This window comes from Aquimarina sp. AU58 (genome assembly GCF_900312745.1).
Lineage (GTDB): Bacteria > Bacteroidota > Bacteroidia > Flavobacteriales > Flavobacteriaceae > Aquimarina > Aquimarina spinulae.
In genome coordinates this window covers 445,868-469,341 of the sequence record NZ_OMPD01000008.1, presented here as the reverse complement: position 1 = coordinate 469,341, position 23,474 = coordinate 445,868, and the positions used below count along the sequence as shown (strand labels likewise).

General features: G+C 33.4%; 21 protein-coding genes. 17 read left to right on the top strand and 4 right to left on the bottom strand.

Annotated features, from left to right (window positions below):
* Positions 1-65 precede the first annotated feature (65 nt).
* The 7 genes from DK441_RS06560 to DK441_RS06530 all read left to right on the top strand — a co-directional run bounded on the left by DK441_RS06560 (position 66) and on the right by DK441_RS06530 (position 8,029).
* Positions 66-2,105, top strand: coding sequence for a beta-N-acetylhexosaminidase (locus DK441_RS06560; protein WP_109097996.1), 2,040 nt, complete (start codon positions 66-68; stop codon positions 2,103-2,105).
* Between the two features lie 4 nt (positions 2,106-2,109).
* Positions 2,110-2,979 carry an SMP-30/gluconolactonase/LRE family protein gene (locus DK441_RS06555; RefSeq protein WP_235015718.1) on the top strand — a complete coding sequence of 290 codons (870 nt, stop codon included), beginning with the start codon at positions 2,110-2,112 and terminating at the stop codon, positions 2,977-2,979.
* A gap of 27 nt (positions 2,980-3,006) precedes the next feature.
* Positions 3,007-3,864 (top strand): dienelactone hydrolase family protein, encoded by an 858-nt coding sequence (locus tag DK441_RS06550; RefSeq protein ID WP_109097995.1) that lies wholly within the window; start codon positions 3,007-3,009, stop codon positions 3,862-3,864.
* A 259-nt stretch (positions 3,865-4,123) separates the two neighbouring features.
* Entirely contained in the window at positions 4,124-5,095 is a 972-nt protein-coding gene (locus tag DK441_RS06545) for an aldo/keto reductase (RefSeq protein WP_109097994.1), read from the top strand.
* 11 nt (positions 5,096-5,106) lie between these two features.
* Positions 5,107-6,003, top strand: a complete 897-nt coding sequence (locus tag DK441_RS06540) for a sugar phosphate isomerase/epimerase (RefSeq protein WP_109098025.1) — start codon at positions 5,107-5,109, stop codon at positions 6,001-6,003.
* Positions 6,000-6,758, top strand: a complete 759-nt coding sequence (locus DK441_RS06535) for an SDR family NAD(P)-dependent oxidoreductase (protein ID WP_109097993.1) — start codon at positions 6,000-6,002, stop codon at positions 6,756-6,758. The genes DK441_RS06540 and DK441_RS06535 overlap by 4 nt, the downstream gene beginning before the upstream one ends.
* Positions 6,759-6,943: 185 nt before the next feature.
* Positions 6,944-8,029: a DUF2652 domain-containing protein gene (locus tag DK441_RS06530; RefSeq protein ID WP_109097992.1), complete on the top strand. Its 1,086-nt coding sequence runs from the start codon at positions 6,944-6,946 to the stop codon at positions 8,027-8,029.
* Here DK441_RS06530 and murF read toward each other — a convergent pair.
* Both murF and gldJ read right to left on the bottom strand, forming a co-directional pair.
* Positions 8,026-9,303, bottom strand: a complete 1,278-nt coding sequence (murF, locus tag DK441_RS06525) for a UDP-N-acetylmuramoyl-tripeptide--D-alanyl-D-alanine ligase (RefSeq protein ID WP_109097991.1) — start codon at positions 9,301-9,303, stop codon at positions 8,026-8,028. The genes DK441_RS06530 and murF overlap by 4 nt on opposite strands.
* A 76-nt stretch (positions 9,304-9,379) precedes the next feature.
* Complete coding sequence (gene gldJ / locus DK441_RS06520) at positions 9,380-11,056, bottom strand: gliding motility lipoprotein GldJ (RefSeq protein WP_109097990.1); 1,677 nt, start codon at positions 11,054-11,056, stop codon at positions 9,380-9,382.
* 504 nt (positions 11,057-11,560) lie between these two features.
* On the opposite strand from gldJ, the gene porV reads away from it, so the two are divergent.
* The 7 genes from porV (at position 11,561) to DK441_RS06480 (ending at position 19,243) form a co-directional block, all read left to right on the top strand.
* Positions 11,561-12,730 carry a type IX secretion system outer membrane channel protein PorV gene (porV, locus tag DK441_RS06515; protein ID WP_074409071.1) on the top strand — a complete coding sequence of 390 codons (1,170 nt, stop codon included), beginning with the start codon at positions 11,561-11,563 and terminating at the stop codon, positions 12,728-12,730.
* A 197-nt stretch (positions 12,731-12,927) separates the two neighbouring features.
* On the top strand, positions 12,928-13,437 hold the full coding sequence (locus DK441_RS06510; protein WP_370444304.1) for a cytidine deaminase: 510 nt from the start codon (positions 12,928-12,930) through the stop codon (positions 13,435-13,437).
* 148 nt (positions 13,438-13,585) lie between these two features.
* Positions 13,586-14,587, top strand: a complete 1,002-nt coding sequence (pdhA, locus tag DK441_RS06505) for a pyruvate dehydrogenase (acetyl-transferring) E1 component subunit alpha (RefSeq protein ID WP_109097988.1) — start codon at positions 13,586-13,588, stop codon at positions 14,585-14,587.
* Between the two features lie 3 nt (positions 14,588-14,590).
* The gene (locus tag DK441_RS06500) at positions 14,591-16,201 is read left to right on the top strand and encodes a pyruvate dehydrogenase complex dihydrolipoamide acetyltransferase (protein WP_109097987.1); all 1,611 of its coding nucleotides are present in this window, start codon (positions 14,591-14,593) and stop codon (positions 16,199-16,201) included.
* An 80-nt stretch (positions 16,202-16,281) separates the two neighbouring features.
* A complete protein-coding gene (locus DK441_RS06495) occupies positions 16,282-17,253 on the top strand; it encodes a M20/M25/M40 family metallo-hydrolase (RefSeq protein ID WP_109097986.1) in 972 nt (323 codons plus the stop codon).
* Between the two features lie 65 nt (positions 17,254-17,318).
* Entirely contained in the window at positions 17,319-17,999 is a 681-nt protein-coding gene (locus tag DK441_RS06490) for an SDR family oxidoreductase (protein ID WP_109097985.1), read from the top strand.
* Between the two features lie 452 nt (positions 18,000-18,451).
* Complete coding sequence (locus DK441_RS06480; RefSeq protein WP_160111968.1) at positions 18,452-19,243, top strand: hypothetical protein; 792 nt, start codon at positions 18,452-18,454, stop codon at positions 19,241-19,243.
* Between the two features lie 81 nt (positions 19,244-19,324).
* Here DK441_RS06480 and DK441_RS06475 read toward each other — a convergent pair whose 3' ends face one another.
* Together DK441_RS06475 and DK441_RS06470 are read right to left on the bottom strand one after the other, a co-directional pair.
* A complete protein-coding gene (locus tag DK441_RS06475; protein WP_109097982.1) occupies positions 19,325-19,783 on the bottom strand; it encodes a hypothetical protein in 459 nt (152 codons plus the stop codon).
* Complete coding sequence (locus DK441_RS06470) at positions 19,780-20,325, bottom strand: hypothetical protein (protein ID WP_109097981.1); 546 nt, start codon at positions 20,323-20,325, stop codon at positions 19,780-19,782. Before DK441_RS06470 ends, DK441_RS06475 begins: the two co-directional genes overlap by 4 nt.
* A 494-nt stretch (positions 20,326-20,819) precedes the next feature.
* On the opposite strand from DK441_RS06470, the gene DK441_RS06465 reads away from it, so the two are divergent.
* The 3 genes from DK441_RS06465 to DK441_RS06455 all read left to right on the top strand — a co-directional run bounded on the left by DK441_RS06465 (position 20,820) and on the right by DK441_RS06455 (position 23,470).
* The gene (locus tag DK441_RS06465) at positions 20,820-21,707 is read left to right on the top strand and encodes a DUF4349 domain-containing protein (RefSeq protein WP_109097980.1); all 888 of its coding nucleotides are present in this window, start codon (positions 20,820-20,822) and stop codon (positions 21,705-21,707) included.
* An 84-nt stretch (positions 21,708-21,791) separates the two neighbouring features.
* Positions 21,792-22,388, top strand: coding sequence for a SprT-like domain-containing protein (locus tag DK441_RS06460; RefSeq protein ID WP_034243726.1), 597 nt, complete (start codon positions 21,792-21,794; stop codon positions 22,386-22,388).
* A 2-nt stretch (positions 22,389-22,390) separates the two neighbouring features.
* Positions 22,391-23,470, top strand: coding sequence for a mannose-1-phosphate guanylyltransferase (locus DK441_RS06455; protein WP_109097979.1), 1,080 nt, complete (start codon positions 22,391-22,393; stop codon positions 23,468-23,470).
* The last annotated feature ends 4 nt before the right edge of the window (positions 23,471-23,474 follow it).

The window sequence follows — 23,474 nt, the reverse complement described above, 5'->3', positions numbered from 1 at the left end:
ATATCATCGTTTTCACTATGTAATCATCAAACCATAGAAATTTGAAGTAAAATGCAATACTAGTTATGAAAAAAAATATATTAATTTTTGTTTTTATAGCATCATGCTTTCACACTAACGCACAAGTTGAGTTGTCAGAGAAATATGATTTAATGCCCTGGCCAAAAGAAATTACAGAGAATGGTCAAAAATTTATTGTTAATGAAAATTTTACGATTGCAGTAAATAAAAATAATATTAATTCCAAAATAGGTAACGCAACAACCAAATTTCTAAGGAGATTGTCTGGTAGAACAGGAGTATTTATTGACGAAGGGTTTGCAACAATAGCTTCTAAAAGTAAAGAGCCATCTTTAGTTATAAATTATACCAGAGAAGGTAAACTAGAGTTAAATGAAGACGAATCCTATGAACTTTCAGTATTAAACGACCAAATAAGCTTAACAGCTGTAACAGATATAGGTATAATAAGAGGATTAGAAACCTTATTACAGCTTAATACTCACACTACAACCGAATATTTTTTTCATGGAGTTAATATTAAAGATGCACCCAGATTTCCCTGGAGAGGTTTAATGATAGATGTCGCTAGGCATTATGAACCATTAGAAGTGCTAAAAAATAACTTAGATGCCATGGCCGCTGTAAAAATGAATGTTTTTCATTGGCATTTAACCGAAGATCAAGGTTTTAGAGTAGAGGTGAAATCAAGACCTAAATTTCATCAATTAGCATCGGATGGACAATACTATACCCATGAACAGATAAAAGAATTAGTAGCGTATGCGTCTAATTTAGGAATTAGAGTTGTCCCCGAATTTGATATACCAGGTCATGCCACTTCTTGGTTAGTAGCATATCCAGAAATGGCAAGTAAGGATACCATCTATAAAATAGAAAGACATGCAGGTATTTTTAATCCTACTTTGGATCCTACAAAAGAAGTTACCTACGAAATTATTACTGATGTGTTCTCAGAAATAGCTCCGCTTTTTCCTGATAAATATTTCCATATTGGAGGTGATGAAAATGAAGGTAAGCATTGGGACGAAAACGATAAAATCCAAGAGTTTAAGAAGAAAAATAATATAAAAGACAATCATGAATTGCAGGCGTATTTTAATATCAAAATTCAAAAAATATTAAAAGAACAAGGAAAAATCATGATGGGATGGGACGAAATTTTGCAACCCACTTTACCCAAAGATGTTGTTATACATTCCTGGAGAGGTAAAGAAGCAATGTTAAAGGCAGCTAAACAAGGCTATAAAACGGTGTTGTCCAAAGGGTATTATATAGATTTACTTAAATCTATTAGACATCATTATGCAAATGAACCTATTTCAAAAGATCATGGCTTAACAGAAGAGCAACTAGAAAACATCTTGGGAGGAGAAGCAACAATGTGGGGAGAATTAGTTACTCCGGTATCTATAGATTCTAGAATTTGGCCTAGAACAGCTGCAATTGCAGAAAAACTATGGTCATCTAGTGCAGTTAATGATGCGGATAATATGCTTAAAAGATTAGAGAGTGTTAATTATAGATTAGAAGAATTAGGCATTTCTCACATAAGGAATAGAAATGTGATTTTAAGAAACATTAGTAATAATCAAGAATTAAAATCATTGATTACTCTTACAAAAATTTGTGAACCATTAAAAGCATACCAAAGAAATAAAGGAGGAGTTGAGTATAAATCGTATTCACCATTTACGCAATTTGTAGATGCGTGTAATACAGATGCCATTGATGCTATACTGTTTGATAAAAGTGTAAAAAAATATTTAAAATCTAGTAGAGATGCTGATAAACAAGGAATTATAGTTTTGCTCAACAAGTGGGTAACAAACCATACTGATTTCAGCAAAATAAATAATAACCCAACACTAGCAAAATTAGAACCTTTATCTTCAAAACTAGAAGAACTATCATCCATTCTAAAAAAAGGATTAACTAGAGGAAGCATAAACAAAGCCGAGCATCAAAAATCAATAGCTATTATTGATTTTCTTAGCAAACCAATTGCTGATACAGAACTCGCAATAATACCAGCTATTAAAAAGCTAATCTCAGGCTTAGAAATTAAAAATGTAAAACCTTAATATGTTGAAAAATACTATAATTTTTGCGGTAATGCTTTTTGGAACAATAGTTTTTAGCTCATGTACTAATGAAAAACCTATTGATAATAGTACCGATTTTACAAAAGAATATGAATTTACCAAAGGTATCGAAGGTCCGGCAGTAGATAGTAAAGGGAATCTATATGCGGTTAATTTTAAAGAAGAAGGTACAATAGGTATTGTTAATCGTAAAGGAGAAAGCTCCTTATTTGTAAAATTACCTAGAGGTAGCATTGGTAACGGAATTCGTTTTGACAAATCCGATAATATGTATATAGCAGATTATACAAATCATAACATATTGTATATAAAAAATGGTTCAAAAGAAGTTGCTGTTTTCGCTCATGACTCTACAATGAACCAACCAAATGATATTGCTATTTCTTCTAATAGAACCCTGTATGCAAGTGATCCTAACTGGAAAAATGGAACAGGTAATTTATGGATGACTTCTAATCGAAAGCTTGTTTTGGTAGAAAAAAATATGGGAACAACCAATGGTATAGAAGTTAGCCCCGATGGAAAGAAATTGTATGTTAATGAATCTATACAAAGAAACATTTGGGTGTATGATATAACGGATAACGGTAAACCTATTAATAAAAGAATATTCAAGACATTCAAAGATTTTGGCTTAGATGGTATGAGATGTGATGCTAAAGGGAATTTATATGTGTGTAGATATGATAAAGGAACTATAGTAGTATTATCTCCTGAAGGTAAAGAATTAAGAGAAGTACAACTAAAAGGAAAAAAACCAACTAATATCGCTTTTGGAGGGAAAGATAATACTCAATGTTTTGTAACAATGGCAGATAGAGGGTGTTTTGAGACATTCTTTTCTCAAAAATGATATGCATTTTTTATAATATAGATCAGTATGGTACATGCTATTATTAAAAAAAAGAGTTACTTGTTTTTATTAGCTATTCAATTACTTGTCAATTGTAGCTCAAGTGATAGTGTTATAGATACGAATACAAATGATCTTGTTGAGTTAAATACAATCCCGTCAGGTGTGCAGAAGGCATATCCAAAAGGGTCTACAAAATCGCAATATGGATTCTATGCATATGTTCCTTCTGAATATAATATCGCCAATACCGAAAAATATCCTTTATTGATCCACTTACATGGAGGTGGAGCAAGAGGAGATAGTTCTGTAAATCCAAATGATTTAAATTCTATTTTATTTGATGGCCCTTCGTCATTAATACATAAAAATCAATGGAACCCCAAACATCCTATGATTGTTGTGTCACCAAAATCCCCATCTATTTGGAATACAGAAAACTTGCACAGTTTTATTACTTTTTTGATTGAAAACCTAAAGATAGATACGCAACGAATATACATGACAGGATTTAGTATGGGAGGGAAAGGTTGCTATGATTATGTTTCTTCAAAAGGCAGTAATTCATATGTAGTAGCCATAGTGCCCATAGCAGGGTGGGGAGATACATCTACAGGAAATCAGTTTACTAATATTCCTGTTTGGGCATTTCATGGGGATGCAGACAAGGTCATTTCATATGATAAATCGATTTCAATGGTCAATGCAATTAATGCAGAAAACCCAACAACAAAAGCTAAGATAACCATATATTCGGGTGTCGGTCATGACTCTTGGTCCAGAACTTATGATAATACAGGGAGAGGTAGTGGAAACAGTGCTTATGATCCTTTTGATATCAGTATTTATGAATGGATGTATTCATACAAAAAGACCGATTTATAAATAGATATTTCTAATAAAAAATCATAATCTATATAGAGTTAGTTATTTATAGCTTACTTTTTTTGCCTCTAAGAAGAATTCTTTATTACTTATGATAATGCCAAATCGATAAAATTTAAAGTAAATTTTGTAAAAAAAAACAGCTAATTGTGAGGGATTGTATTTTGGTAATTTAATGAAGGTAACAGAAGACTTTTGAATGTGATTTTTAATAATTTATATACGGAAAAGTAACAATTTTGGAAAAGCATAGATTAAAATGAAATATAAAAAATTTGGGAAGTTAGATTGGAATGTAAGTCAGGTTGGATATGGTATGTGGGGTATGGCGGGTTGGTCAGAGTCAGATGATAAAATATCGAATAAATCATTAGATAGAGGTGTTGAATTGGGTTGTAATTTTTTTGATACAGCGTGGGGATACGCAGAAGGAAGAAGCGAGCAAATTTTAGCAGGATTATTAAAAAGACACTCGGGAAAAAGATTGTATACAGCAACAAAAATTCCTCCGAAAATTGATGAATGGCCGCCAAGTAAATCATCTACTTTAAAAGATATATATCCATCAAATCATATCGTAGAGTATACAGAAAAGAGCTTGAAGAATTTAGGAGTTGAAACCATTGATTTACAGCAATTTCATGTATGGGAAGATAGCTGGGCAGAACGGGATGAGTGGAAAGAAATGGTATTAAGACTAAAACAAGAAGGGAAAGTGCAATCTTTTGGGATTAGTGTAAACCGATGGGAACCTGCCAATTGCTTGAAAGCACTAGAGTCTGGATTAATCGATTCGATACAAGTTATTTATAATATCTTCGATCAATCTCCCGAAGATGTATTATTTCCGTATTGCGAAAAGAATGATATTGCAGTTATAGCCCGTGTTCCATTTGATGAAGGCTCTCTTACCGGAAAACTTACTTTAGAATCTAAATGGGATATTGGCGATTTTAGAAACATTTATTTTGGTCCCGAAAATTTGCCACCTACTATAAAACGTATTGAAAAATTAAAAGAATTGGTTCAGAATGAAATGCCATTAGCAGAATTAGCATTGCGTTTTATTGCAGCACATCCTGCCGTTACTACGATGATTCCCGGTATGCGTCAACTACGTAATGTAGAAGCCAATATGCGTATAGGTGATGGACAAGGACTTTCACAAGAATGGATAGATAAACTAAGAGATCATCGTTGGGATCGTTTACCAACAAACTGGTCTTGTTAACCGATCAGAATATGCACAGAAGAACTTTTATAAAGAAAACTTCAAACATAGCTTTAGGTATGGGATTAACATTATCATTTCCATCTGGTATGACCGTAAAAGAAGACACTTTGTTTTTTAAAATATCACTTGCACAGTGGTCATTACATAGAAGTTTACGTTCAGGAAAACTTTCAACATTCGATTTCCCTGCGAAAGCTAAAAATGATTTTGATATTCATGCTGTAGAATATGTTAATCAGTTTTTTATAGATAAAGCCAAAGATCATAAATACCTTAAAGAATTAAAACAGCGTACATCAGATCTTAATGTAGAAAATGTTCTGATTATGGTTGATGCAGAAGGTGAATTGGGTAACCAAGATAAAAAAGCAAGATTACAAGCAATAGAAAATCATTATAAATGGATAGAAGCAGCGCAATTTTTAGGATGTAAGTCTATTCGTGTTAATTTACATGGAGAAGGAAGTAGAACGAATATTGCAAAGGCAGGAGAGGACAGTTTAATACAATTATCCAATTTTGCTAAAGACTACGCTATCAATATAATAGTCGAAAATCATCAAAGCTATTCTACACATGGTGATTGGTTATCAAAAATCATGAAAAATGTAAACCATAGTAACTGTGGTACTTTACCTGATTTTGGCAATTTTTATGAATATGACCGATATCAAGGTGTAAAGGATATGATGCCTTTTGCTAAAGGGGTTAGTGCCAAATCCAATGATTTTGATGAACAGGGAAATGAAACGCAAATCGACTATGTCAAAATGCTTCAAATTGTAAAAAATGCTGGTTATACTGGTTACATTGGTATTGAATACGAAGGTACTAATGATAACGAAGATAAAGGTATTCAATTAACAAAGGAATTATTAGTCAAAGCTGCAAAAGAAGTGAAATGAAATTAGAAAATCAGGTATTTATTATTACTGGAGCTACAAGTGGTATGGGAAAAGCTATTGCTGTTTTATATGCAAAAGAAGGAGCTAAATTAGTGCTGAGCGGTAGAAACACACAGAGAGGAAATGCACTTGTAAAAGAGTTAAAATCGATATCCGCAGATACTATATTTCATGCAGGTGATGTAGGAATTCCTGAAGTGAATAAAGAACTGGTTTCCAGAGCAATTGCTAAGTACAAAAAGCTTAATGGTATTGTAAGTAATGCAGGAGTCTTAGGGTTGGGAAGTCTTACCGAGATTAGTATTGAAGACTGGCATGAAACCCTGAATACAAATTTTAATTCGTTCTTTTATTTATGTAAATATGCTATTCCATATATCAAAAAAGAGAAAGGAATCATCATTGCTAATGCATCAATAGCTGCATTTAAATGTTTCCCAAACCACGCTGCTTATTGCGCATCAAAAGCTGCGTTAGTCTCATTAGTTAAGCAAACAGCATTAGATTATGGTCCTGAAATACGTATTAATGCTATTTGCCCTGGACCTGTAGATACGCCTCTGATCTGGGATTCTGCAAAAGCATTTAAAAAGCCTGATGAAGCTATTGATAATGTAAAAAATGCTACCATATTAAAACGTTTGGGTACACCAGAAGATATTGCTAAACTAGCATTGTTTTTGGCATCAGAAGATTCTTCTTGGATGACAGGTTCTGCCCTAACTATTGATGGAGGAATTATGGCGACCTCTTAAAAGAAAAGAGATATGAAGTTAAATACATCTATTGACATATTGATGATCAATAAGGATTTGTATATTGTTAGGTATAAAGAAAAATACCTACTACCTATGTATAAAAATAGTTAGTCTATGATTTGAAAAGTGTGCAAGAGCTATACTTCTCTCTCATTTTAATCAAACAAATATTATATTTTCTAATGGCAAAATCATTACTCTTTATACCTGATATTTCTGGTTTTACACACTTTGTTCAGAATACCGAGGTAGAGCACAGTCAACATGTGATTTCTGAGTTGTTAGAGGTTTTGATTAATGCTAATACACAAGATTTAAAACTGGCAGAAATAGAAGGGGACGCATTATTTTTTTATAAAGAAAATGAAATCCCGTCACAGGAAAAGCTACTGGCTCAGATTGAAACAATGTTTACTTCGTTTTATAGTCACCTTAAACTTTTAGAGAAAAACCGTGTTTGCCCTTGTAATGCATGTGCTACAGCACCTGATTTACAGTTAAAAATAGTAGCGCATTGTGGAGAGCTACAATTTATTACAGTTCAGGAAAAACGTAAGCCTTTTGGTCAGGTAGTTATTGAGGCTCATAGATTACTTAAAAACTCAATTGTAAGCGATAACTATGCTTTGTTAAGTGATGAAGTGTCTAAAACTATTGGGCTTCCTGCTAATTATGAGAGTAAATTATACCATTTTAGAGCGGGTAAGGATACTTATGATACCAAAGAAATTGTTTATTCGTTTTCCGAAATAAGTAAAAACAAACTGAAGCTTACTCCTTTTGCCACCCCAGAAGTGGTGAATTTTCAATGTTCTCCGTCTATAGTTTTAATGAGAGAATTCGAAATTCCTGCAGCACAATTATTAGAATATATTACTAATTATAGCTATAGACATTATTGGGCAAAGGGAGTCGATAAATTCGAGTATAACCCGGGAGAAGTTACTCGATTAGGTACCGAACATGTCTGTGTAATTGATGGAAAACGACTCAATTTTACAACAGTAACCAAGAAAGCAGGTGTGGGTGAGATTGTCTATGGAGAACGAACTACAGATGCTCCTTTGCATGCATTGTATCAATTTTTTGTTATAAAATCATTGCCCGGGAATCGTTGTTTATTAACTGTAGAGGTATACCCTGAGGCAAAATCACTATTGCATAAGTTGATGTTATTTCTTTTGATAAAAAGAGCCATTCGGAAGTCTGTCAAAACATCTTTGGACAATCTTGAAGCATTTGTAGGGAATGACGCTATAACGAGTTAAAGAAGGTCTAGAATTCTTTCTAGCTTCATGCCTCGGGATCCTTTGATTAGAATTACATCTTTTTGATTTTTTAGAGTCCAATTAGACTCAAGGTCTTCATAAGATTTAAATTTTCGAACATTTGGGTTAGTACATTTAGTGGCAAAAAAATGAGTTCCGATTAAATATATTTCTTCTGTTTCTGTATTGCTTATCTGGTCTGTTATTTTTTGATGCTCTAGAGCTGCATCATCACCCAATTCAAACATATCTCCCAAAAAGACAATTTTAGTATTGTATTGTAATTGAACGAAATTATGTATAGCAGCTTCCATGCTTGATGGATTTGCATTATAGGCGTCCAGAATAATGGTATGATCTCCTTTTTTAATGATTTGTGAACGATTATTTGTAGGAGTATAGGATTCTATTGCATGTTTGATCTTGTCTATACTAATTTTGAAATGAGACCCAATAGCGATAGCAGCTGCAATATTTGTAAAGTTGTACTGGCCTATTAAATTACTGTGTATGGTACTATTTTGGTAAGAAATAATTACATTAGGATCGATCCCCATTAATTTAATAATTACATCACTGGTGTTAGATTGTGAAAAACTATACGTTTTTATTCCAGAAGATGCATTCACTAGCTTTTTATCCTCAAGATTAAGAAAAACTAATTTATTGTGCCTTTTTAGGTAATCATAAAGTTCTGTTTTTCCTTTTAAGACACCTTCTATACTTCCAAAACCTTCTAGGTGAGCTTTGCCGATATTTGTAATATATCCATAGTCTGGCGTGGCAATAGAGCATAAAAATGCAATTTCCTCCAGGTGATTGGCTCCCATTTCTACAATTCCTATTTGAGTTTCCTTTGTCATTGATAAAAGTGTAAGAGGAACTCCGATATGGTTGTTGAGATTGCCTATCGTTGCAGTAGTCTTAAAAGAAGAAGAAAGGACACTGTTGATTAATTCTTTTGTGGTGGTTTTTCCATTGCTTCCGGTTAAAGCAATAATAGGAATATTTAAGTGCTTACGATGAAACGAAGCTAAGTCTTGTAGCGTTTGTAGAACATCATCTACAAGAATATGTTTTTCTGTTGTTTTAAATGCTACTTCATCAATTATTGCATATGCTGCTCCATGTTCCAGGGCTTTTTGTGCATATGTGTTTCCATTAAATTTTTCTCCTTTTAAAGCAAAAAAAATGACACTAGGCTCTATTTTTCGAGTATCTGTACATACGCCATTGCTGGCTAGGAATAATTGATGTATTTGGGTGATGGTCATTAATTATATGATATTAAAAAGCCCTGACAAATATGTACAGGGCTTTTGGTATTTATAACGAACTTTAATTAAATTCTTATCCTTTTGGTTTCTGGTGTCTTGGTGTTTTTTTCTTTCTGGCTTTAGTACCAACACGAGACATTGCATTTCTGAAACCAATATAATCGGTAGCCATATCTTGGGGTAAGAACCTCCTTTGTGCTGGATCTAACCAATAGGCTCTGTCTTTCCAGGAACCACCTTTGTATACACGTACTTCATCATCTACAATGGTAGTTCTCTTACTAGACTCATCGTATCTTCTGTCCATTTGTGTGCTATCTTCTGCATCAGGACCTACATAATGAATAGGTGCATTGTACATTCTTCTGTTAGGAGTAGCTTGATCTTGAAATCCTTCGTAATATCTAGAAGAACTTTTATCACCATCTCTATAGTTTCTGTTATCACTATCAGTAAAATTAGTTCTCATGTATGTTTCCTGCTCATCGATAGGAACTTGTAAAATTCCACCAGGTAATACTCGAGCTATAATTTTACCATTACTAAGTGTATCGTATACTATAGAATCTGTCATAACGATTTTTACAGTTCCATCAGGATTGATAGCGTTTTTGGTATATACATTTCCTCTATAGTAGTTAAAATCATTATATTCATCATCTACAATAGGTCTGTAAACATCTGATACCCATTCTGCAACATTCCCTGCCATATCATATAAACCATAATCATTAGGATTGTAAGATTTTACAGGAGCAGTAATATCTGCACCATCATCACTCCATCCAGCGATTCCGCCATAATCACCATCACCTTGCTTAAAGTTAGCTAATTGATCTCCACGAGTTCTTCTTTTTCCAGAACGTGTGTATTTTCCAGTCCATGGATATTTTTTTCTACCTCTATAGATATTATAACTTCTAATTTCTACTAACCCTAAAGCAGCATATTCCCATTCAGCTTCAGTTGGGAGTCTGTATTTAGGTAAAAGTAATCCATCTTTACGTTGTATATATAGTCCTGTAGAGTCATTAGATTTTGCATATCTTTCGGATGCTCTACCACCTCTTGTAGCTTCATCATTACCTCCATAAGTTTGTGAAGGAGCGTTTAAATATGTATCTGTGTCAAAAGTGCTTTCTGCAGAAACATCTTCAAAAGGAGCATTCTTTTTAATCACATCTTCTTCTTCAAGGATTCTTTCATTAACGCGGTTAGTTCTCCAATTACTGAATTCTATTGCTTGAATCCAATTTACCCCTACAACAGGATAATTAGCATACGCAGGATGACGTAAGTAATTATTGGTCATCATTTCATTAAAACCAAGTCGATTTCTCCAAACTAATGTATCAGGAAGAGCACCATAATATATGTTTCTGTATTTTGGTTCTGTAGGAGGGTATACTCCTTTTAACCAATCAAGATATTCCAGATACATTACATTAGTAACTTCGGTTTCATCCATATAAAAGGATTGAACGTGTTGCTGAGTTGGGGTATTGTTCCAGTCATGCATTACATCATCTTGTACACGTCCCATAGTGAATGTACCTCCTTCGATAAATACCAAACCAGGGCCAGTTTCTTGCTCTTTGTAATTTGTCTGTACCTGAAATCCACCATCTTTGGAATTGTATTTCCAACCTGTGGCTCTAGAACTGCTCCCATAATCGTTCTTAGAACAACTAAACAGTAAAACACTAATGGAAAGCGCCATTAGCGACTTAAAAATAAACGCGTTTTTCATAATCTTAAGTTCGTTTAAGTAGAAATTAGGGCTTGCAATATAAATAATAAACGTTAAAATTACCCTAATTTTTTCAAAATATTATCAATTCACATTTTTTTATGAATTTATAACGACTCTGGTTTAACGCAATATTTGTGAGTTTATTATTTGAGATGTAATAAAAACAAGAAATTTAAAATATTAAAAAAACATTGTACTTAAATTTTTACGTTTCTTAACAAAATGTTAAATAAGCTGATTATTTAACATTATTTTCACTTCTTGTGGTGAGCAATCTTATAATGAGGTGAGATCGTTAATTGTTTGAAATTAAATAGTTTACAAAGAGATTAAGGGCGTATGTTTGGCATGTTTTAATAAAAATTAATCACGGAAACTAAAATGAAATATAAGATATCCTTAAAATCAGCGTTTATAAACCATCAACTTAAAAAAATTAAGAACTCACTATTCTTACTAACTAAATAACTATATATTTGTCAAACTCAATTTTTAAAGGATATGAAAAGATTATTAACCCTTAGCCTATTGTGTGTTACAGTTTTCACTTTTAAAACTCAGGCTCAGGAACAAAACAGAGCAATAACAACTGCTACTCCATTTTTATTAATAGCTGCAGATGCAAGAGCGGCTGGTTTAGCAGATCAAGGAGTTGCTACTTCTCCAGATGCATTTTCACAACAATGGAATCCGGCTAAATATGCATTCATAAAAAATAAGCAAGGGGTTGGGGTTAACTATACTCCTTACTTAAGTAATCTGGTTAATGACATATTCTTGGGGAATGTAAATTATTATAATCGTCTTAATGAGCGAAGTGCTGTAGCAGCGAGTTTTAGATATTTTAGCTTAGGGGATATAGAGTTTAGACAAGGGCCTAATGATGAGCCTAATGTTCAAAAACCAAATGAATTAACCCTTGATATTTCGTATGCATTAAAACTTAGTGATAGATTCTCTATGGCTGTAGCGGGTCGCTACTTACGTTCTGATCTTAGATTACAAGGTCTTGGGGCAGATGCTAGTGCAGCAGGAAGTTTTGGTGTAGATATCGCTGGTTTTTATAGAAGTGATGAGATTGCTTTTAATTCTTTTAATGGTAGATGGAGAGCAGGAGCTACAATTTCTAATATAGGACCAAAAATAAAATATGATGATGCAGGTCAAGAAAACTTTATACCTACTAATTTTAGATTAGGAGCTGCATTCGATTTTATTCTTAATGAAGATAATAGAATTACACCTTCGTTAGAGTTTAGTAAATTACTTGTGCCAACTCCATTAGATCCAGATACTAACGGTGACGGTAATATTACAGCAGAAGAACAGCAAGCTGCAAACGATGAGTATAATGATAAAAGTGCATTTGGATCTATCTTTTCTTCTTGGGGAGATGCGCCAGATGGGTTTAGCGAAGAATTAAAAGAAATTACCTGGGCATTAGGTGCAGAATATATGTATCGTGATGTATTTGCTTTTAGAGCAGGGTACTTTAATGAATCTGAAGAAAAAGGAGCACGTAAATTCCTATCTCTAGGTGCAGGTTTCAGGTATAATATTGTAAACTTAGATATATCGTATTTATTTTCTACCTCGTCTGTTAGAAGTCCACTTGAAGGAACACTACGTTTTGGTCTTTCCTTTAATTTTGGAGACGAATATTACGACTAGAAAATATCGTAAATTAATATAAAAAGTATCAAGCCGAAGGGTTTGATACTTTTTTTGTTTATAGTACATTGTAATACTTTTATTTGTAGTTCAAATTTAGGAATACGATATGCTTTGTAGAGTGTTTAAAGGCTATGTGGGTTAAATAATACTGTATGAGGAGTTAGAAAGTAATATTAATAACACATGAAACGAGCATTAAGAAATTACTAAAATCTAAACGTGTGAAAGAAATAGAAATAAAATCTGTCTTACAGGTATATGATTCATTTGATGAGTTACCAGCAAATATTCAGGAATTGATGCAGCAATCCTTTGCTATTAGAGATAAGGCATATGCTCCTTACTCTGAGTTTTTGGTTGGAGCAGCACTTTTATTAGAGAATGGTGAGGTGGTTTTAGGGAATAATCAGGAAAATGCGTGTTATCCCTCGGGATTGTGCGCAGAACGTACAGCTATATATTATGCCGGAGCTAATTTTCCTAAGGTTCCTATTGTTACTATGGCGCTTTCTGCTAAATCTTTAAAATATCAATTATTAACCCCGACACCTCCTTGCGGTGCCTGTAGACAAGCAATAGCAGAATACGAGGTAAAACAAAATATGCCAATAGCTATTTATTTTATGGGAGAAACAGGAAAAGTGGTTAAATCATCTTCTTTATCTAATATATTACCGCTTATTTTTGATAATTCATATTTATAACGTTTTCGTTGATTTTATCAGCAAACTCCTTTCCCTTTAATTTCGAATATGTTATTTTTGTTTTTCGTTCTCTTAAAAAATAAGAGAAAAAATTAAATAATGACTAGTTTTGTAGCTAGTTTTTTTAGACATACATCAGTACAATTAAATGAAAAAGATAACCAAAGATGTTTACCTAAATTGGTACGAAGAAATGCTTTTCTGGAGAAAATTCGAAGATAAGTTAGCTCAAGTTTATATTCAACAAAAAGTAAGAGGTTTTTTACACTTATACAATGGTCAGGAAGCAATTTTGGCAGGAGCTTTACATGCGATGGATCTTACCAAGGATAAAATGATTACAGCATATCGTAATCACGTTCAGCCAATTGGTATGGGTGTAGATCCAAAACGAGTAATGGCAGAGTTGTATGGTAAAGCTACTGGTACTTCTCAAGGTTTAGGGGGGTCAATGCATATTTTCTCAAAAGAGCATCGATTTTATGGAGGACACGGAATTGTTGGAGGGCAAATACCTTTAGGAGCAGGTTTGGCATTTGCAGATAAATATCATAAAAGAGATGCAGTAACGCTTACATTTTTTGGTGATGGAGCCGCTCGTCAAGGGTCATTACATGAAACTTTTAATCTGGCAATGTTATGGAAGTTACCCGTAGTATTTTGCGTAGAGAATAATGGGTATGCTATGGGGACGTCTGTAGAAAGAACTGCAAACCATACAGATATTTGGAAATTAGGACAAGGATATGAAATGCCTTCTGGTCCAGTAGATGCAATGAATCCTATAAAAGTAGCAGAGGCTATGGATGAGGCAATAACAAGAGCAAGAACGGGTGGTGGTCCAACATTTTTAGAATTAAAAACATATCGATATAGAGGTCATTCTATGAGTGATGCGCAAAAATATCGCACAAAGGAAGAGGTGGCAGAATATCAAAAAATAGATCCAATAACTCAGATTTTGGATATTATTAAAGAGAAAAAGCACGCTACCGATGAAGAAATTGCAGTAATAGATAAACGAGTAAAAGATAGAGTGGCAGAATGTCAAAAATTTGCCGAAGAATCACCATTCCCAGAGAAGAATGTGATGTATGACGTTGTATACGAACAGGATAATTATCCATTTTTACCACACAAACCACAATAAATTATGGCTACAGTAATTAATATGCCGCGATTGAGCGATACCATGGAAGAAGGAGTGGTTGCGAAGTGGCTTGTTAAAAAAGGAGATAAAATTAGTGAAGGAGATATCCTTGCTGAAATAGAAACAGATAAAGCGACAATGGAGTTCGAATCTTTTTATGAAGGAACATTACTTCATGTAGGGATTGAAGAAGGCGAGACAGCTCCGGTAGATCAATTACTCGCAATTATCGGAGAAGAAAACGAAGATATTTCTGATTTATTAAACGGAAATACTACACCAAATGCAGAATCGGTAAAAGAAGAAAAAGTAGAAGAATCAACTCCAGTTTCTAATCAAACTGCTACAATTCCTGATGGCGTAGAGATTATTACTATGCCACGTCTTAGTGATACTATGGAAGAAGGAACCGTAGCTACCTGGTTAAAAAAAGTAGGAGATGCTGTGGAAGAAGGAGATATTCTAGCCGAAATAGAGACAGATAAAGCTACTATGGAGTTTGAGTCATTCTATAATGGAACCTTATTGCATATTGGGATAGAAGAAGGGCAAACTGCTCCAGTAGATGTTTTATTGGCAATAATTGGCCCTGCAGGAACAGATATATCTGCATTTAAAGATGGCGTTCCTGTAACAGCAGCAGTAAAAGATGTTGCACCTGCAAAAGAAGAAAAAACAGAAACAACAGTTGCAAATTCAGGAGGAAGTGCTTCGTCAGGAGGACGAATATTTGCTTCTCCGTTAGCAAAGAAAATAGCAGCAGATAAAGGAATAGACCTTTCTCTGGTAAAAGGAACAGGTGAAAACGGGCGTGTTGTTAAGAAAGATGTAGAATCATTTACACCTTCTGCAGCAGCTAGTGCTAGTACGTCACAACCAGTTAAAGAAACAACTTCTGCTCCTGTTGTACAAATATATACACCAGCAGGAGAAGAAAGTTTTGAAGAAGTGAAAAATTCGCAAATGCGTAAAGCTATTGCAAAAAGCCTTTCGGCTTCTAAATTTAATGCACCACACTACTACCTTACCATCGAGGTAAATATGGGAAATGCAATGGCATCGCGTAAGAAGATTAATGAATTACCAGATGTTAAAGTGTCTTTTAATGATATGGTGGTTAAAGCATGTGCATTGGCACTTCGTAAACACCCACAGGTTAATACGCAGTGGACAGATGTAGCGACCAGATATGCTAAGCATATTAATGTTGGGGTTGCTGTAGCAGTACCAGATGGATTGGTGGTTCCTGTTTTGCCTTTTACAGATCATATGTCTCTTACTCAAATAGGAGCTAAGGTTAAAGATTTAGCAGGTAGAGCCCGTAATAAAAAATTAACTCCGCAGGAAATGAGTGGTAGTACATTTACGGTATCTAATCTAGGGATGTTTGGAATCCAGGAATTTACTTCTATTATTAATCAGCCTAATTCAGCTATACTTTCGGTTGGTGCTATTGTAGAAAAACCAGTTGTTAAAGATGGCCAGATTGTAGTTGGTAATACAATGAAAATGACCTTAGCTTGTGATCACAGAACTGTAGATGGAGCAACAGGAGCTCAGTTTTTACAAACGTTAAAACAGTATCTTGAAAATCCGGTTACTATGCTTGCGTAGATGACTGCTATTATAATATTCATATTCAATCCTGCTTCTAATGAAGCGGGATTTTTTATCTTTATCCAAAACATATTTTTATGACAAAGAACATATTGATCATCCTGATTTCGATTTTATTTATCAATTGTAAGCAAGGAACAATTGCTCAACCACAAGCTAAAACAGCAGAAAATGCCTCTATAGAAAAAACTAAAGTTTCTGATGTTGCAGCTATAATGAATTTTTTAGCTAGCGATGAGTTGAAAGGAAGAGATACCGGAAGCGAAGGTTTAGAAAAAGCCGCAAAATTTATAGAAGAAGAGTTTAAGAAAAATAAGATAGCACCTTATTTTGAAACCTATAGAGATGCTTTTGATGCAAAAGGAACAGCAACATATAATGTTGTTGGATTTCTTAAAGGTACAGATGATGAGTTATCAAAAGAATTTATCATATTAGGAGCACATTTTGATCATATAGGTACAGGAAAAGAAGTTAATGGTGATGTAATTGCTAATGGCGCTAATGATAATGCAGCAGGAAGCAGTGCAGTAATTTCTCTGGCTAAACAATTTGCTCAATTAAAAAATAACAAACGTAGTATTCTTTTTGTGTTGTTTGGTGCAGAAGAAAGAGGATTACTAGGGTCGGCACACCTTGCAGAGGTACTAAAAGAAAAGAATATTAATGTGTATGCTATGGTTAATTTTGAAATGATAGGAGTACCATTAAATGATAAACCATATAAAGCCTATATCACAGGATATGAAATGTCTAATATGGCTCAAAAAATGAATGAATATGCAGGGTCAGAGCTGATAGGGTATTTGCCAAAAGCCAAAGAATTTCAACTGTTTAGAAGAAGCGATAATTATCCATTCTATGAGCAATTTAAAGTACCATGCCAGACGATCTCTACTTTCGATTTTACAAACTATGACTATTACCACCATGTAGATGATGAAATATCTGAAATGAATTTTGAGTTTATGGCAGAACTTATTAATAGTTGCTTTCCTGTACTTACAAAAATGGCAAATACATCGGATAAAGAAATTAAGTTAAATTAATAAAAAGAGATGGTCTGAAAAGTCAAAAAAGATATGATTTTCATAGGACCTAATTTTACAGAAGAATGAAAAATATCATCATAACAGGTGCAAGTAGAGGTATAGGGTATGAAATGGCAAAGCTATTTGCAGATGAAGGTCACCAGGTTTTGGCATTATCAAGGAATGAAAAACCTATCGATGCTCTTCAACATAAAAATATACATACATTTTCTTTTGACATCTGTAACCCAAAAGATCTTGAAAAGATGAGTAGCTACATCTCTTCTTCATGGAAACAGGTAGATATTTTGATCAATAACGCCGGTAAATTACTAAATAAACCTTTTGGTGAAATCTCTACTCAGGATTTTGAAGAGGTATATAAGGTAAATGTTTTTGGAGTAGCCGAAATTACACGTTTAACTTTGCCTCATATGAAACCCGGTAGTCATGTTGTTACAGTGAGTAGTATGGGAGGTATACAGGGAAGTATGAAGTTTCCTGGGTTAGCCGCTTATAGTTCTAGTAAAGGTGCGGTGATTACCTTAAACGAGCTATTGGCAGAAGAATATAAAGAAAGTGGTATTGGTTTTAATGTGCTTGCTCTTGGAGCTGTGCAGACCGAAATGCTGGAAGAAGCATTTCCGGGGTATCAGGCACCTTTAACAGCCATAGAAATGGCAGAATATATAAAAGAATTCTCCTTAACCGGAAATAAATTTTATAACGGAAAAGCCCTTCAGGTGTCTAGTAGTACACCATGATTTAATGAAACCTTACAGGTTTTAAAACCTGTAAGGTTTCATTTATTATGTAGCAACAATTGTTTAAAAGTATATTGATGAATATGAAAAATACTTTTGCTGCATATTAGTTTGTTTTCCTTCTATTTTTAATATAGACTACAATAAACTGCCTATAATATTTATTACTAGAGGCAATAGTTTGATTTTTTTAAATAAAACAGATAATGGTTATTCATTAAATAAGTAATGGATAACCATTATCTGTTTTGATGGATATGCATATAATGTGTAAGGTATTCTTTTATGAAAAAGGGGATATTTCCCCCTTTTTGATTAAAGGAAAAGGAATACATTTACATATGCTATTAAGAGTTGTAAAGGCGCCAAAAATGATTAATAGCATCCTAACCAAAATTATAGGCGAACTCCGAAAAGCCTTAAATAGAGTAGGAATCTTAAAACCATAAAAAATGAAACTAATTATTAAATTCTGTGTAGTGTCAGTTATGATGCTTTTTGTCTTTACAAGTTGTGATAAAGATGAAATAAATATCGAAGAATCTGGTGTTGAATCAATCAAGAGTCTTCAAAATAAAGCTCCGGAACAAGGAATTGTAGAAATCGTACATAATTATGATTATTACGGGGAAAAATTTAAAGTCCTTTATGTTTTAGATACCAAGGAATCTGAAGTGGTGAAAGTAGACGGGGATGTACAAATGGCAGAGCGTATTTTTGGAAAAAAAGATTCTCCTCAAGGATTGTTTTTTGAAGATCAAAAAGAAGGAGAGACTATCATTAATGTAAAAGTTTTTAACACTAATGATGAGGTAGATGAATATGTTGCTAAACTAGCAGGAGATTTTCCTAAGGAAAGATCAGGACAACAAATAACAAAAGAGGCTTGTGTTGATGGATCGATTAATGGTACCGGAAATTTTTATTTCTACTATCATATAAACTATGTTACAGAAATGACAGGTATACGAAGAACGAATAGATACTATTATAAAGATTGGAATTTGGGAGGATACAATGATCATATGTCTTCTCTTAGACTTACTAAGCCATGGGGAAGAAGAGCATATGTAAGGTTATACCAACATAGCTGCTATAACGGTAGAACTTTAAATTTTTATTCTCCATATTATCAAACTGCAGCTGGAGCAAACGATTTAAGAAATTACACTCTGTCTGGATGGTGGTTTTGGAGAAAATCATGGAATGATAAAACGTCATCATATAAGGTTTGGGCCTGGTAAACATACCTTGACCGTACTACATCATTGATGTTGTAAATAGAACTAGAAAAGCCATCGATTATACCTTAATTGATGGCTTTATTAATTTTGGATACCTTTTGTTTTTTCGAACTCTATTTTATGCGTTTTAAAAACTTCGTTATCAATAGTAATGATAGATGTTTTAATCAATGTTATAATAGTATCAGTCTGGTGTTCAAGAACAACTTGTGTTGCTACTTTTTTTACAGAATCTGAAACAGTTTCAAAAGGAGTGATAAAATTAATATGTTTAAGTTGGGCTCCTTCCTTTGCAGAGAGGAATTCATTTTTATTTGTATCGATAGTAAAATCGGGATTGGTCTTGGCCAATGTTTTTTTGTCTAGGTATTCCTGAAGTTTTTGAGTAATGATAAGAGTGTAGGCATCATCCTCAGAAAGATCAGATTGCTCTTCTACTTTTTCAAAACTCTCTGCAGCATCCATTTCCATAGATTTAGAAGCATTATTGGCACAGCCTAATGAGAATAAAAACACTATGATATATATGAGTCTTTTCATGATTTTATCCTGAATTTTAGTTTAACAATCTGTCCATTTAATCTTCGGGATTCTATAATCTCAATATTTTTTAAACTTTGTGTTGGTGTAGTTAATTTGTTTATAAATTCATCTTTGGCATACATTTCAATACCTAATCGCTGTGGTAGTACCTGAAAAATAGTTGCATCATTGGCAATTATTCTAGATAATTCTTTTCGTCTGTTTTTCCAATCGTTAACTTTTCCGTTAGCATAATAATGAAGCATTAAGGCATAGTCATCTGTTTTAATATGTAGGTCCTCACGGCGATCAGAAGAAGCTATTCGATATATGGTATCGGTTTTATGATAAGGAGACTGGACTACAAAACGAATAAAATCATCTTTTGTTTTCCAGGTAAAGCAGCCTGTACTGTCGCTTTTTGAATAAAAAGGAGATTCTTCATCGTTTAGTATAATAATATCGATAGGAATTTTGGTGATAGGTCGATTTCTATCCTGATCGATAAAGCAAAAACTAAAGATGTTCTGCTTAGGAATTAAGAAATATGCCAGGATCAATACGCCAAGACTTAAGGGTACAATCCAAAACCATTTAGGAATATCTAGTGTCTTTGCAGGGGTTGAAGAAATAGTGTGATTACTTTTAAAGTCATTCCAGTTTCTGTATTCGCAATATTGTGAGAGTAGATTAAGGATATCAACACGAGGTAATTTTTCTGAAGAATTTTTAAAATAACTATAGAAAGATTTTTCGCTAATCGAAGCTTTTACTCGTTTTTGTAAATCTTCCTGAAACCATATAATATCCTGTCCCTTCCAATCAGAAATATCATAACTCGAAGCAGTGTTTTCCTTTAAAAACTGTTGTGCAACAGCTTTTTTAAGGAGATCGAATAGTATTTTTTCTTCAGGAACTATAGTTTTAATGTTTTGATAATGAGTGATTTGTATTTTGTAAAATGTTTTACAATTCCTTTACAAGTATTCTACAATAGATAGATGAGGTTTGGTTTTAAGTTTGTTTTCAGTTTAACAAGATAAAAAATATAAAAATGAAAACGAACAAATTTAAAATAAGCAGAATAATAATTTTAGTAGGAGTTGTATTATCAGGATATTCTTGTGGTAACAGTGAAAGCAAATACGCTTTAGATTCAGAGAATATTATGCTAGAAGATACCGGAGAAACTCCTGTATTGTCAAGCATTGAATCTGGAGAACAAACAAAAGAAGCTACACTACTGGATAGTGATAGAATGAAAACTAAAAAAAATAATGTCGATACCAAGCTAAAGATTATTAAGAATGCTAATTGTCGAATTAAAGTTAAAGATGTTGAAGAAGCAACACTATTGGCTAGAAAAATTGCTTTAAAATACCAAGGATATATTTCTGACGAGCGATTCACAAATACAAATTATACTAAAGAAAACCGTTTTACAATAAGAATTCCTCAAGACCAGTTTGATACTGTTTTGGATAGTGTATGTGGATTGGCAGAATTCGTGGATTATAAAAATATATCTACAGTAGATGTAACCGAAGAATATATTGATATTACATCACGATTACAAACAAAGTTGAATGTAAAAGAGCGTTATGAAACCATTTTAAAAACAAGAGCTAAAACGGTAGAAGACATTTTAAAGACCGAAGAAAAACTTAGTTTGCTTCAGGAAGAAATCGAATCTTCCCAGGGAAGATTAAAATATTTAAGTAATAAGGTGTCCTATAGTACGGTTCAGGTAGATGTATATCAAACTATAATTCCAAAAGATGAACCTGTAGGGTACGAACCTCATTTTTTGGATAAAGCAAAACAAGGGTTGTCTTTTGGTTGGTCGATTATAGAAAACTTAACATTACTATTGTTTTATATCTGGCCATTGCTAGTATTAGGGAGTGTAATCTTTGTTTATTTTAGATGGATAAGAAAGTAAAAAATATTAAATTAAGCGTGCTATTCTCGTGCGCTTAATTTTGTATTTTGCGCAAGTAAAAGGAAGATTAATAATTTTGGGCATTTGAAAGAAATATTAAGGAAATATATTCCGGAACGATCTGTAGATAAGGTGTTTGATCTTATCATAAAATGTAATGTACATCTTAAAATCGTAAATGAAAGAGTTACACGACATGGGGATTATCGCAAAATGCCAGATGGGAGACACCAAATTACTGTAAATGCTTCTCTTAATAAATATCGTTTTCTCATTACCTTGATTCATGAAATAGCACATCTTGTAGCTTTTGAAAAGTATGGGCGTTATATAAAACCACATGGGATAGAATGGAAAAGAACTTTTCAACAATTAATGCTTCCCTATATTAATCCCGAAGTATTCCCAGCTAAATTATTACCTGTTATAGCACATCATTTTAAAAACCCAAGAGCTAGTAGTGATACCGATGAAAAATTATCATTAGCATTAAAACAATATGATCCTGCTAATGATAAAAATTATATCTTTGAGTTACCCCTCGGAAGTGTCTTCCGTTTATACAATGGAAAAGTCTTTAAGAAAGGTAATAAGAAAGTAAAACGTTATGAATGCGTAGAACTCAATACAGGCAGAATTTACCTTTTTAACCCAAACGCAGAAGTTGAATTATTAAATTGATTATGAACAAAAATTATTATGCAATATTGATGGCAGGTGGAGTAGGATCAAGGTTTTGGCCTGTGAGTACTTCAGAATTCCCAAAACAGTTTCACGATATGTTAGGAACAGGAGAAACACTGATTCAACGTACATTTTCACGTCTGGCTAAGATTGTTCCCAAAGAAAATATATTTATTCTTACCAACGAGCGATATAATGATCTGGTTTTAGAGCAGTTACCAGAAGCAGAGCAACGACAGGTAGTAACCGAGCCTGCAATGCGTAATACAGCACCATGTATCCTATATGCAGCATTAAAGATCCAGAAGGATAACCCTGATGCAGTTATGGTAGTTGCGCCTAGTGATCATTGGATCGAGGATGAAGATGCATTTATAGCAAATCTAGAATATAGTTTTACAGCATGTTTAGAACATGATATTTTGATGACCTTGGGAATTCAACCCACGTTTCCTAATACGGGATATGGTTATATTCAATATGATAAAGAAAGCGAAGAAGCTAAGAAAAAAGTAGCTCAATTTACAGAAAAACCAGATTATGATACTGCCAAAAAGTTTTTAAGTGAAGGAAACTATTTATGGAATGCCGGGATTTTTATCTGGAGTGTACAAAGTATAATAACTGCTTTCGCCAAATTTCAGCAACAGATGACTGCTTTATTCGAAAAAGGGTCGGTTGTCTATAATACGATGCAGGAGAACGATTTTATACAAGAAAATTATCCGCTGGCCGAGAACATATCTATCGATTATGCTATTTTGGAGAAAGCAGATAATGTATACGTGCTTCCGGCAACTTTTGATTGGAATGACTTAGGAACCTGGGGGTCGTTATATGATAAATTAGATAAAACAAAAGCTAATAATGCTGTAGTTAATGCCAGAGTATTACCAGAAGATGCATCTGGTAATATGATTAGAACATCTGATGATAAAATTGTGGTAGTCGATGGGCTTAAGGATTATATTATTATAGACAAAGAAGAGGTACTTTTGATTTATCCCAAAAAGAAAGAACAGGATATTAAAAAGGTACTTAAAAAAGTAAAAGAAACCTACGGAGAACAATACGGATAAAGTA